The organism is Streptomyces sp. AC558_RSS880 (genome assembly GCF_019049255.1).
In the GTDB taxonomy this organism is placed as follows: Bacteria; Actinomycetota; Actinomycetes; order Streptomycetales; family Streptomycetaceae; genus Streptomyces.
In genome coordinates this window covers 25,675-38,148 of the sequence record NZ_JAGMUJ010000038.1, presented here as the reverse complement: position 1 = coordinate 38,148, position 12,474 = coordinate 25,675, and the positions used below count along the sequence as shown (strand labels likewise).

The 12,474-nt window shown below is 71.8% G+C and carries 9 protein-coding genes; 2 read left to right on the top strand and 7 right to left on the bottom strand.

Features of this window, described 5'->3' with window-relative positions; genetic code table 11:
- Window positions 1-37: 37 nt before the first annotated feature.
- On the bottom strand, window positions 38-1,594 hold the full coding sequence (locus KUM38_RS16860; protein WP_217130199.1) for a PucR family transcriptional regulator: 1,557 nt from the start codon (window positions 1,592-1,594) through the stop codon (window positions 38-40).
- Between the two features lie 126 nt (window positions 1,595-1,720).
- Window positions 1,721-4,132: an ATP/GTP-binding protein gene (locus KUM38_RS16855; protein ID WP_217130198.1), complete on the bottom strand. Its 2,412-nt coding sequence runs from the start codon at window positions 4,130-4,132 to the stop codon at window positions 1,721-1,723.
- Window positions 4,133-4,372: 240 nt separating this feature from the next.
- On the opposite strand from KUM38_RS16855, the gene gabT reads away from it, so the two are divergent.
- A complete protein-coding gene (gabT, locus tag KUM38_RS16850; RefSeq protein WP_217130197.1) occupies window positions 4,373-5,707 on the top strand; it encodes a 4-aminobutyrate--2-oxoglutarate transaminase in 1,335 nt (444 codons plus the stop codon).
- Window positions 5,708-6,137: 430 nt separating this feature from the next.
- Window positions 6,138-6,776, top strand: a complete 639-nt coding sequence (locus KUM38_RS16845) for a phosphatase PAP2 family protein (protein ID WP_217130196.1) — start codon at window positions 6,138-6,140, stop codon at window positions 6,774-6,776.
- A gap of 27 nt (window positions 6,777-6,803) precedes the next feature.
- Here the strand turns inward: KUM38_RS16845 and KUM38_RS16840 are convergent, their stop codons facing one another.
- Genes KUM38_RS16840 through KUM38_RS16820 form a run of 5 tightly spaced genes read right to left on the bottom strand, consistent with a single transcriptional unit; the run spans window position 6,804 to window position 12,434 of the window.
- Window positions 6,804-8,222 carry an FAD-binding oxidoreductase gene (locus tag KUM38_RS16840; RefSeq protein WP_217130195.1) on the bottom strand — a complete coding sequence of 473 codons (1,419 nt, stop codon included), beginning with the start codon at window positions 8,220-8,222 and terminating at the stop codon, window positions 6,804-6,806.
- 36 nt (window positions 8,223-8,258) lie between these two features.
- On the bottom strand, window positions 8,259-9,062 hold the full coding sequence (locus KUM38_RS16835; protein ID WP_217130194.1) for an ABC transporter permease: 804 nt from the start codon (window positions 9,060-9,062) through the stop codon (window positions 8,259-8,261).
- Window positions 9,063-9,989 carry an ABC transporter permease gene (locus tag KUM38_RS16830; RefSeq protein ID WP_217130193.1) on the bottom strand — a complete coding sequence of 309 codons (927 nt, stop codon included), beginning with the start codon at window positions 9,987-9,989 and terminating at the stop codon, window positions 9,063-9,065.
- Window positions 9,986-11,182: an ABC transporter ATP-binding protein gene (locus tag KUM38_RS16825; RefSeq protein ID WP_217130192.1), complete on the bottom strand. Its 1,197-nt coding sequence runs from the start codon at window positions 11,180-11,182 to the stop codon at window positions 9,986-9,988. The genes KUM38_RS16830 and KUM38_RS16825 overlap by 4 nt, the downstream gene beginning before the upstream one ends.
- A 4-nt stretch (window positions 11,183-11,186) precedes the next feature.
- Complete coding sequence (locus KUM38_RS16820; RefSeq protein ID WP_217130191.1) at window positions 11,187-12,434, bottom strand: spermidine/putrescine ABC transporter substrate-binding protein; 1,248 nt, start codon at window positions 12,432-12,434, stop codon at window positions 11,187-11,189.
- Window positions 12,435-12,474 lie beyond the last annotated feature (40 nt).

Below are 12,474 nucleotides of genomic sequence, written 5' to 3'. Positions count from 1 at the left end.
CGGGCTGGGGGTGCGTGCCGGACGGGCTGAAAGGGCGCTAATCCGACGTCGTCGCTTTCAGGGCCAGCCACAACTCCATGCGGGTGTCCGGGTCGTCGAGGGAGCGGCCGAGGATCTCCTCCACCCGGCGCATGCGGTAGCGGAGGGTGTGGCGGTGGACGCCGAGGTCGGCCGCCGCCGCGTCCCACTGGCCGTGGCGGGAGAGCCAGGCGCGCAGGGAGGCGACGAGGTCGCCGCGGCCCGTCGCGTCGTGTTCGCGCAGGGCGCGCAGCAGTCCGTCGGCGAACGCCCTGACCGCGTCGTCGGCGAGCAGCGGCAGGACCGACCCGGCGGCCATGTGCTCGTGCTCCACCAGCACCCTCCCCCGCCGCCGCGCCACCGAGAGCGCCTGTTCGGCCTGCTTGTAGGCGGCGGACGCGGCGATCGGCCCGGCCGGTGCGGACAGTCCGACGACCAGTTCGTCGTCGTCGGACTTGCGGGCCGCCTCCCGCGCGGCGGCGTGGTCGCGGCAGGCGGCCACGACGGCGCCGCCGTCGCAGGCCAGTACGACCAGTCGGTTCCCCTCCGGCACGACCAGGACCACCTCCCCGGAGCGGGCGGCGGCGGACTCCGCGACCTCGGCGAGGGCTCCGAGGGCGTCACCGTTCGCCTCGCCCCCGGTGGCCACGATGATCCGGAAGGGCGCGTCGAGCAGGCCGCCGTACAGGTCCCCGGCCACCGCGCGGGCGTGGTCCGGCTCCCCGGCGAGCAGCATGCGCAGGACGGCGGCGCCGATGCGCTGCTCGGCGGCGTGCAGGGAGCGGGAGCGTTCCGTGGTCAGGGTGAGCAGGGCGACCGCGGAGTGGACGGCGTACCGCTCGGCGGTGCCGAGGGCGGCGGCCGTGCCGACGGCGAGCGCCGCGCGGGGGCGCCGGCCGGTGCCGAGGGAGTGCAGTTCGACCCGGTCCTCGTTCTCCGGGCCGGCCACGACCGAGGAGGCGGGCGCGGGCCGTTCCCGCAGCCGGGTCACGTCCGGGACGAGCCGCGCGGCGCGCCGGCCCGCCCACTCCGGTGCCGCGGCCACGACGGCGCCCGAGGCGTCGTACAGCGCGGCCCACCCGTCGACCTGGGCGGCGAGTGCGGCCAGCAGTCCCGCCGGCCCCTCGGCCAGCGCCTGTCTGGTCAGTTCCCGCTGGGCCGCGAAGCCCGCGGTCACCGCGCGGTACTGGTCGGCGGCGATGGCGGCGGACACGGCCTTGCTGATCGCCAGGAAGGGGGTGCGGCGCGGCACCTCGAGCAGCGGCAGGCCCTCCGCGCGCGCCGCGTCGACCAGGGCGTCCGGAACGTCCTCGTAGTGGACCCCGACGGCGAAGCCGAGCCCGACGACACCCGCACCCACCAGCCGCTTCACATAGCGGCGCATCGCTTCCCGGTCCTCCGCGTCGAGCTTGAGCGCGGTGATCAGCAACAGCTCCCCGCCCTCCATGTACGGCACGGGGTCGGCGAGCTCACTGGCGTGCGCCCAGCGGACCGGCACGTCGAGGCGGTCCTCGCCCGCGCGCACCGTCAGTTTGAGCGCGGAGTGGTGGACGAGCGAGGCGAGCGTCGGGGGCATGGGTGCCTTGAGCCTTCGGGTCTGCGTCGGGTGTGTGAGAACACGGTGATCTTTTGGCCGCCGCGTATGAACGGCCTGTGTCGATTCTGCCTCACTGTACGGTCCCTGGCTGCCCGGCCGGTGACATCACCCGCGGAGGTCCACCAGCAGCGGCGGCGCGTGCTCGCCCTCGACGGTCGTCAGCGACAGCACCGCGTGCCCGGGCGGCACCGCGTGCGCCAGTTCCGAGGCGGACCACCGCTCCCGCTCGACCTGGCGCACGGTGACCGCTTCCGTCGTCACGTCCTCGCCCGTCAGCCGCTTGCGCACCGCGTGGAGGAACCGCGTCATCGGCTGGTCGGCGAAGACGGTGTGCTTGGCGACCTCCGTCGTATCCACCCACTCGGTGCCCCAGGTCTGTGCGAACCGGCTGCCGTCCCAGGTGGTGACACCGCAGAAGGCCATACGGCAGCCCACCGCTCCGTAGAGCGGGCCGTGCAGCGCCTCGGGGACGTCACCGATGGTGCGCAGGGCGAGCAGCACGCCCGCGTTCTGTGAACGCAGCCGCTGGATGCGCCGGACCGACTCCGCGGTGACCGTGCCGGTCGCGTCGTCCAGGACCAGAGCGGCGAAGTGCGCGCGCCCGCCGACCCGGACGGCGGCGTGGAACTGCGCGAGCACCAGCCGTGTGATCAGCCGGCCGGCCTCCTCGTGGCCGTGCTCGGGCAGGTCGATCCGCACCCGCAGGGGGTGGTGGGCGATCGCGCGCAGGGAGAAGAGCCGGCCCGGGCCGCCCCTGCCGAAGAAGCCCGCGAACACCGGCCGGTCCAGCAGGGCCAGCCGGTCGGCCAGGGGCCGGCCCGCGTCGCCCGGCGTACCCGTCTGCCGGACGCGCGCGTCGAGCTCGCGGCACATGATGTCGTTCCCGCTCTCGGCGAGCGCCTGTCGCAACGGGGTCAGCGCCCTCTCCTCGCCCTCCAGCAGCTCGCGCAGCTCCGGCAGGGCGGGGAAGCGCCCGTGCACCGCCCGGAAGGGGCCGAGCAGCTGTGCCAGGGCGGTGGCGGCACTCTGCGCGCCGCCCGTGTCGAGGTCGCCCACCAGCGCCTCGGCGAGCATCGCGGCCGCCTCGTCCGGATCGGCGGACTCGGCGTACGGGTCGAGGTCGTGCACCGAGGACGCGTCACCGATCCGCACGATCACGTCGAAGAGGTCGTCGCCGCCGAGCGGGCTCCCGGCGGCGGAGACGGCCACGACGGCACAGCTCCCGGTGAGCGCCTGCACGGCGAGCGCCTCGGTCACCGGCTCGACGAGGGTGCGGGTCTTGCCGGACCCGGAGGGGCCGACGGCGAGCAGCGAGGTGCCGAGCACGTCCGGGCCGAGGGCCGCTCCCGCGCCGTGGTACGGCTGCGGGGCGTGCTCGTGCTCCACCCAGCGGCCGATGCGCACCTGACCGGCGAGCAGGTCGTGGTGGGCGGACCGGCGCGGTACGTCCCGGGCGCCGGAGGGATGCGTCCACGCCGCGCCGCCCCGGCTCAGGACGGTGTCGCGGAAGGCGCCCAAAGCGGCGGTGCGCCGGGCGGTGGCGAAGGCGTGCTCGATGCGGGCGCAGTCGACGTCGTTCATCCGGCCGCCGGTGACCTCGGCGGTGAGCAGGTCCGCGGCCTCGTGCTGGCCGGCGTCGCGGAGAGCGGGCCACTGGGAGCGGGGCCGGTCGGGTACGTCGGGGGCGACGGTGGCCGGCCGGCGGGGGGCGAGCAGCTTCTTCGCGTACGGCCACCAGTCGCCGAGGCGGGCGAACGGCCACAGCACGAGCAGCGTGACGACCGTGTACAGCGTGTACGTGTAGAGGGTGGAGGCCATCAGGTCGTAGCTGTCCGTGATCAGCACGGTGAGGGACAGCAGCGGATAGACGACCGGCGCCTCCGCCCAGCCGAGCCCCGGGAAGGCGTCGGGGAAGACGAAACTGAGGACGAGGACGGCCAGACCGGCGGCGATCAGGGCCTGTCCCGGCTGGGACACGTGGCTCACGTAGTGGCGGACGATGGCCCGCCAACTGCCGAGCGCACCCACCGCGAGCACGAGCGCGACGAAGAAGACGGCGTCGGCGACATGCAGGAAGAGCATCCCCGGGAGCGGCTCCACACGTCCTTCGACCGGCTTGGGAGTCACCACCGAACCGGCCCACCACCAGTCGTTCGGTGTGAAGAGCCGCAGGACGGCGCCCTTGAACGGGAAGTAGCCGCGCTGCCAGAGCGACCATGCCCCGATCGCCAGGGCGACCGGGATCAGCATGCCGGCGACCGTCATCGGAGCGATTCGTTCCGGGATCTGCTTCGGGCGGTAGCCGTACCGCCAGATCCCCGGCCGGGCGGCCGGCCTCGCCGTGTCGAGCCAGGCGGCGACGGTGGACGCGGGCCGGGGAGCCTGTTCGGTCGCGGGCGGTACACCCGGTGCCCGGCTCGGGCGCGGTGGCGTCCTCGGTACGTCCGGTGGGCCCGCCGGGCGCGGTACGGGGTCGGCATGTGTGCCCCGTGCGTCCTGGGTACCGTCGCTGTCCATCGCCCTTGCCCCCTGAGCAGCCGCTCCATCCGCCATCAGCGAGTCAATCTAACGCCCTGGCAGGTCGAGTTCACTGCTTACGCGGCGGGGCCGCACGCCCGCGGGCCGCACCCGCCATGTCCACCACGGACAACGACGGACCCCGGACAACGCCCACATGGAGCATGCCCAGCCCTCTTCGGCGGCCCTAGCCTGCGAGAAAAGAACGCAAGCGTCCGAAACACCCCCCAGGAGCCCCGCATGACCGCACTTCCGCAGGAGCGCCGCGTCGTCACCGCCATCCCCGGCCCGAAGTCGCAGGAGCTGCAGGCCCGCCGCACCGCCGCGGTCGCGCAGGGCGTGGGCTCCGTGCTGCCCGTGTTCACCGTCCGCGCGGGTGGCGGCATCATCGAGGACGTCGACGGCAACCGGCTGATCGACTTCGGCTCCGGCATCGCCGTGACCTCCGTCGGCGCCTCCGCCGAGGCCGTCGTCCGCCGCGCCTCCGCCCAGCTCGCCGACTTCACCCACACCTGCTTCATGGTCACGCCGTACGAGGGCTACGTGGCCGTCGCCGAGGCGCTCGCCGAGCTGACCCCGGGTGACCACGCCAAGAAGTCCGCGCTGTTCAACAGCGGCGCCGAGGCCGTCGAGAACGCCGTCAAGATCGCGCGTGCGTACACCAAGCGGCAGGCGGTCGTCGTCTTCGACCACGGCTACCACGGCCGCACCAACCTCACCATGGCGCTGACCGCGAAGAACATGCCGTACAAGCACGGCTTCGGCCCGTTCGCGCCCGAGGTGTACCGCGTCCCGGTCGCCTACGGCTACCGCTGGCCGACCGGCCCGGAGAACGCCGGTCCGGAGGCTGCCGCGCAGGCCATCGACCAGATCTCCAAGCAGGTCGGCGCCGAGAACGTGGCCGCGATCATCATCGAGCCGGTGCTCGGCGAGGGCGGCTTCATCGAGCCGGCCAAGGGCTTCCTGCCCGCGATCAGCGAGTTCGCCAAGGACAACGGCATCGTCTTCGTCGCCGACGAGATCCAGTCCGGCTTCTGCCGCACCGGCCAGTGGTTCGCCTGCGAGGACGAGGGCATCGTCCCGGACCTGATCACCACCGCGAAGGGCATCGCCGGCGGTCTGCCGCTGGCCGCCGTCACCGGCCGCGCGGAGATCATGGACGCCGCCCACTCGGGCGGCCTGGGCGGCACCTACGGCGGCAACCCGGTCGCCTGCGCGGGCGCGCTCGGCGCGATCGAGACGATGAAGGAGCTCGACCTCAACGCCAGGGCGAAGGCGATCGAGGCCGTCATGAAGGCCCGCCTCACCGCCATGGCCGAGAAGTTCGACGTCATCGGCGACGTCCGCGGCCGGGGCGCGATGATCGCCATCGAGCTGGTGAAGGACCGCGCCACCAAGGAGCCGAACCCGGAGGCGACCGCCGCGCTGGCCAAGGCCTGCCACCAGGAGGGCCTGCTGGTCCTGACCTGTGGCACCTACGGCAACGTGCTGCGCTTCCTGCCCCCGCTGGTCATCGGCGAGGACCTGCTGGGCGAGGGCCTGGACATCATCGAGCAGGCGTTCGCGCGCATCTGAGCCGGCATCGGGGCAGGTGAGCCGCCCGGAACGGCCACCGGGACCAGTGAGCGGCAGAGCGTGTGAAGAACGTGTGCGAGGTGGATGACAGGAGCCCGTCGGCCCTGTCGCGGGGCCACCCCCTGCCGTAGGTTTCTCCGCGGATGAGAGATACACCCCGCCCACGGGGAACCGTGGACGGTTCAGGCCGGGGCCTCCCCAGCTTCGACCTGGTCGTGCCTCGCGCACACAAACCGGGGCCCCAGGGGCCCCGGGTCTCCTCACGATCGGACGGTCGCCCGCCCCAAACCCCCCGGGGCGCGCGACGTTCCGGTCCGGACGGCCATCCGGGCACCTCACACGGCACGCCGTTCCCCGAAGGGCCAGTGCATCCCCCCCTTGCACCGGCCCTTCGGCGTGTGCCGGGCCCCCATCTGCGAAGCTGTGCGGCATGCTGCTGTTCGGACCGCCGGTTCTCCTCTTCGCCCTGATCACCTGGCAGGTCGTCGCCGACGGTCCGCTGGTGGGCCTCGACGAGCGGCTGAGCCGGGAGCTGGTCCATCCGGACCAGGCGTCCGAACTCCTCGCCGACCTCGGCAACGTCCAGGTCGCGGTGCCGGCCCTGGTGATCGCGCTGGCGTACGTCGCCCTGCGCGGGCGTGCCACAGGTGTGGACCGCTGGTGGCTGCCGCCCGCGGCCGGGGTCGCGGCGATGGCACTGGTGCCGGCGCTGGTCGCGCCCCTGAAGGAATGGACCGACCGCCCGGGAACCCCGGCCGTGCCCCCGGCGGTCGGCTACTACCCCTCCGGCCACACGGCCACCGCCGTCGTGGCGTACGGCGCGGCGACGCTGCTCCTCCTCCCGCTGCTGCGTTCGCCGGGGGCGCGCCGCGCGCTCGTCGCGGTCTGCGCCGCCCTGGTCGCCGGCGCCTCGTTCGGGCTGGTGCGCCGGGGCTACCACTGGCCGCTGGACGTGGCGGCCAGCTGGTGCCTCGGCGCGGTGCTGCTGATCGGCCTGTGGCTGCTGGCCGGCCGGGGCGGCCGTCGGAGGTCCGCCGGGGCTCCCGGCTCCCGGACCGGTACCGGCTGACCGGCCCGGCGGCCCCGGTCCGCCGGCTCAGCTGTCGAAGCCGAGGCCCAGCCGGTCCATCGTGCGCAGCCACAGGTTGCGGCGCCCGCCGTGTGCGTCCGCCCTGGCCAGGGACCACTTGGTGAGGGCGATGCCGGTCCAGGCGAACGGCTCCGGCGGGAACGGCAGCGGCTTCCTGCGCACCATCTCCAGCTCCGTGCGTTCGGTCCGTTCCCCCGCCAGCAGGTCCAGCATCACCTCGGCGCCGAAGCGGGTGGCACCGACGCCGAGTCCGGTGTAACCCGCCGCGTACGCCACCCTCCCCGCGTGCGCCGTGCCGAAGAACGCCGAGAAGCGGGAGCAGGTGTCGATCGCGCCGCCCCAGGCGTGGGTGAAGCGGACGCCCTCCAGCTGCGGGAAGCAGGTGAAGAAGTGCCCGGCGAGCTTGGCGTAGGTCTCCGGCCGGTCGTCGTACTCGGCACGCACCCGGCCGCCGTAGGGGTAGACCGCGTCGTAACCGCCCCACAGGATCCGGTTGTCGGCGGACAGCCGGAAGTAGTGGAACTGGTTGGCGCTGTCCCCGAAGCCCTGCCGGTTCTTCCAGCCGACCGACGCCAGCCGGTCGGCGGTGAGCGGCTCGGTCATCAGGGCGTAGTCGTAGACCGGGACGGTGTAGGAGCGGACCCGTCTGACCAGGTTCGGGAAGACGTTGGTGCCGAGCGCGACCGTGCGGGCGCGGATCCGCCCGTACGGGGTGCGTACGGACATGCCGGCGCCGTACGGCTTCAGGGTGAGGGCGGGGGTGTGTTCGTACACGCGCACCCCGAGGTCGCGGCAGGCCCGCTTCAGTCCCCAGGCCAGCCTGGCCGGGTGGAGCATCGCCACGCCCCGGCGGTCGTACAGGCCCGCCCGGAAGGTCGGGGAGTCCACCTGTTCCCGTACGGCCTCGGTGTCCAGGTACTCGATGCCGTCGGCGAGGCCCTCGGCCCGGATCTCCTCGTACCAGTCCTTGAGTTCCCACGCCTGGTACGGCTCGGTGGCGACGTCGATCTCGCCGGTGCGTTCGAAGTCGCAGTCGATGGAGTGGCGGGCGACCGTCTCCTCGATGGCGTCGAGGTTGCGGGCGCCCAGCCGCTGAAGGGTGTGGATCTCGTCCGGCCAGCGGGCCAGTCCGTTGGGCAGGCCGTGGGTGAGGGAGGCGGCGCAGAATCCGCCGTTGCGGCCGGAGGCCGCCCAGCCCACCTCACGGCCCTCCACCAGCACGACGTCCCGGGAGGGGTCGCGCTCCTTGGCGATCAGCGCGGTCCACAGCCCGCTGTAGCCGCCGCCGACGACCAGCAGGTCGCAGGTCTCGGCGCCGGTGAGGGCGGGCTCGGCCCCCGGCCTGCCGGGGTCGTCCAGCCAGTAGGAGACCGGCCGGGCCTCGGAAAGGGATTTCGTCCAACGGCTCATGGCGCTCGGGGCCATGATTTCAACTCCCTACGGGGGACTGCGGATTGGTTTCTATGCCTTCTGCCGATTGCGGCGGTTTCCGATGACCATCGAAACCAGCACCAGCAGAACGGCGATGACGAACATGGCCGTGCCGATGACATTGATCTGCACGGGAGTTCCGCGCTGCGCGGAGCCCCAGACGAACATCGGGAAGGTGACGGTCGAGCCGGCGTTGAAATTGGTGATGATGAAATCGTCGAAGGAGAGCGCGAAGGCGAGCAGCGCGCCCGCCGCGATTCCGGGGGCGGCGATCGGCAGGGTGACCCGGACGAACGTCTGGACCGGGCCGGCGTACAGGTCCTGCGCGGCCTGCTCGAGCCGGGGGTCCATCGACATCACGCGCGCCTTCACGGCGACCACGACGAAGCTGAGGCAGAACATGATGTGGGCGATCAGGATCGTCCAGAAGCCGAGCTGGGCGCCCATGTTGAGGAACAGGGTGAGCAGCGAGGCCGCCATGACCACCTCGGGCATCGCCATCGGCAGGAAGATCAGCGAGTTCACGGCGGAGCGGGCGCGGAAGCGGTAGCGGGCCAGCGCGAAGGCGATCATCGTGCCGAGGAGGGTGGCGCCCAGGGTCGCCCACAGCGCGATCTGGAGGCTGAGCGACAGGGAGCCGCACAGTCCGGAGACGCCGCAGGGGTCCTTCCAGGCCTCGGTGGAGAATTCCTGCCACGTGTAATTGAACCGCCCCTTCGGACGGTTGAAGGAGAACACGGTGACGATGATGTTCGGCAGGAGGAGGTACGCGAGAGTCAGCAGTCCCGCGATGACGACGAGATGGCGCTTGAGCCAGTGGGTGACGAAGGCCATTTAAACCAGATCCTCCGTGCCGGACTTGCGGATGTAGAGCGTGACGACGGCGAGGATCGCGGCCATCAGGAGGAACGAGAGCGCCGCGGCCGTCGGATAGTCGAGGATCCGCAGGAACTGGGACTGGATGACGTTGCCGACCATGCGGGTGTCGGTGGAACCGAGCAGGTCCGAGTTGATGTAGTCGCCCGACGCCGGGATGAAGGTCAGCAGCGTGCCGGAGACCACGCCCGGCATCGACAGCGGGAAGGTGACCTTGCGGAAGGTGGTCGAGGGCCTGGCGTACAGGTCGTTCGCCGCCTCGTGCAGCCGGGGGTCGATGCGCTCCAGCGAGGTGTAGAGCGGCAGGATCATGAACGGCAGGAAGTTGTACGTCAGACCGCAGACCACCGCGAGCGGCGTGGCGAGGACCCGGTCGCCGGCGGTCCAGCCGAGCCAGGCCGTGACGTCCAGGACGTGCAGCGCGTCCAGGGCGCCCACCAGCGGACCACCGTCGGCGAGGATCGTCTTCCAGGCGAGGGTGCGGATCAGGAAGCTGGTGAAGAACGGCGCGATCACCAGGATCATGATCAGGTTCCGCCAGCGTCCCGCGCGGAAGGCGATCAGATACGCCAGCGGGTAGCCGAGCAGCAGGCACAGCACGGTCGCGGAGGCCGCGTAGAGCACCGAGCGCACGAACTGCGGCCAGTACTCGGACAGCGCCTCCCAGTAGGTGGCGAGGTGCCAGGTGACCTCGTAGCCCTCCTCCAGGGAGCCCGTCTGCACGGACGTGGAGGCCTGGTAGACCACCGGCAGCGCGAAGAACACGAACAGCCAGAGCAGGCCGGGCAGCAGCAGCCAGTACGGCGTCCAGCGGCCCCGCCCGCGCGGTGGTTTCGGCTCCGGCGGGGCGGGCGCCAGGGGCGGCGCCTCGGTGACCGTGGTCATCGGGCGACCTCTTCCTCGGCCGTCTCGACGCCCGCGGAGCCCACTGTCCCAGCGAGCAGGGACTGAGCCGCGTCCAGGCCGAAGGTGTGCGCCGGGTTCCAGTGCAGGACCACCTCGGCGCCGGGCACCAGCCGGGTGTCGCGGTCGACGTTCTGGACGTAGACCTCGAAGTCGGCGCAGACCGGGCTGTCGACGACGAACTGCGTGGACACGCCGATGAAGCCGGCGCCGGTGATCCGGCCGGTGATCCGGTTGCGGCCCTCGGGTATCTCGCCGGCGTCGTCCGCGTGGGTGAGGGAGATCTTCTCCGGGCGCACCCCGACCAGCACCTTGCCGCCGGTCGTCGCGGGGGCGCTGGTGCGGGCCTCGGGCAGGACCAGCCTGCCGCCGCCGGCCTTGAGGACGATCTCGTCGCCGGACTTCGAGTCGACCTCGGCCTCGATGAAGTTGGAGGTGCCGAGGAAGTTGGCGACGAAGGTGGTGCGCGGATTCTCGTAGAGGTCGGCGGGCGAGCCGAGCTGCTCGACGCGGCCCGCGTTCATCACGGCGACCGTGTCGGCCATGGTCATGGCCTCCTCCTGGTCGTGCGTGACGTGCACGAAGGTGATGCCGACCTCGGTCTGGATGCGCTTGAGCTCCAGCTGCATCTGGCGGCGCAGCTTCAGGTCGAGGGCGCCGAGCGGCTCGTCGAGGAGCAGCACCCTGGGGTGGTTGATGAGCGCGCGGGCCACCGCGACGCGCTGCTGCTGGCCGCCGGAGAGCTGGTGCGGCTTCTTGCGGGCCTGCTCGCCGAGCTGGACCAGCTCCAGCATCTCGTCGACCTGCTTCTTCACGCTCTTGATGCCGCGCCGGCGCAGACCGAAGGCGACGTTCTCGAAGATGTCGAGGTGCGGGAAGAGGGCGTAGGACTGGAAGACCGTGTTCACCGGCCGCTTGTACGGCGGCAGCGCGGTGACGTCCTGGTCGCCGAGGTGGACGGTGCCGCTCGTGGGCTCCTCCAGACCGGCGATCATCCGCAGGGTGGTGGTCTTGCCGCAGCCGGACGCGCCGAGCAGGGCGAAGAAGGAACCCTGCGGGACGGTCAGGTCGAGGGGGTGTACGGCGGTGAAGGAGCCGTACGTCTTGCCGATACCGGTGAGGCGGACGTCCCCGCCGCCGTGGCCGGCCGTGGTGGTGTCTTCGGTCGTCTTCATCTCGTCACGCCCCAGTGAGCTTCGCGAACTTCTCTTCGAATTCCGTCTCTTCCTTGGAGCTCAGGGAGCGGAAGGCACGGGACTTGGCCTGCATGGCCTGGTCGGGGAGGATCAGCGGGTTGTTCGCCGCGTCCTCGTCGATCTTCGCGAGGTCGTCCTTCACCCCGTCGACCGGACAGACGAAGTTGATGTAGGCGGCCAGCTCGGCGGCCGGCCGCGGCTCGAAGTAGTAGTCGATCAGCCGCTCGGCGTTCGTCTTGTGCCGGGCCTTGTTGGGGATCAGCATGTTGTCGCTGGACGTCATGTAGCCGCTGTCCGGGATCAGGAACTCGATGTCCGGGTTGTCCGCCTTCAGCTGGACGACGTCACCGGCCCACGCGAGACACGCGGCGAAGTCGCCCTTGGTGAGGTCGGCGGTGTAGTCGTTGCCGGTGAAGCGGCGTACCTGCCCCTTGTCGACGGCCTTCTGCAGTCGGGCGATCGCCGCGTCGTAGTCGTCGGCGGCGAACTCCGCCGGGTCCTTGCCCATGTCGAGCAGCGTCATGCCGACGGTGTCCCGCATCTCGGTGAGCAGTCCGACGCGGCCCTTGAGCTTCGGGTTGTCCAGCAGGTCCGACAGGGTCCGCACCTCGACGCCGTCGAGCGCCTTCTTGTTGTAGGCGATGACCGTGGAGATGCCCTGCCAGGGGTAGGAGTAGGCGCGGCCCGGGTCCCAGTCGGGGTTGCGGAACTGGGCGGACAGGTTGGTGAAGGCGTTCGGGAGGTTGGCCGGGTCCAGTTTCTGGACCCAGCCGAGGCGGATCAGGCGGGCGGCCAGCCAGTCGGTGAGGACGATGATGTCGCGGCCGGTGTCCTGGCCCGCGGCGAGCTGCGGCTTGATCTTGCCGAAGAACTCGGTGTTGTCGTTGATGTCCTCGGTATACGTGACCTTGATGCCGGTGCGCTCGGTGAACGCGTCCAGCGTGGGGTGCTCGCGCCCGCTGTCGTCGACGTCCATGTACTCGGTCCAGTTGGAGAAGTTGACGGTCTTCTCCTTCTTCGAGTGGTCCTCCGCCGGGACGCCGCCCCGGGTGTTGCCGGCCGCGGGGATGCCGCAGCCGCTCAGCGCGCCGAGTCCGCCGACCGCGAGCGCGCCGCCCGCGGAGGCGCGCAGCAGGGAACGGCGGGACAGGGCCGCCCTGCCGGTGCGGAAGCTGCGCCGCACGGCGGCCGCCTGGGCCGGTGAGAGGCGGTCGGGCTCGTACTGCTCCATGCGCGTGGTGCCCTTTCGGGAGGGTGGCCGCGGGTCGGGC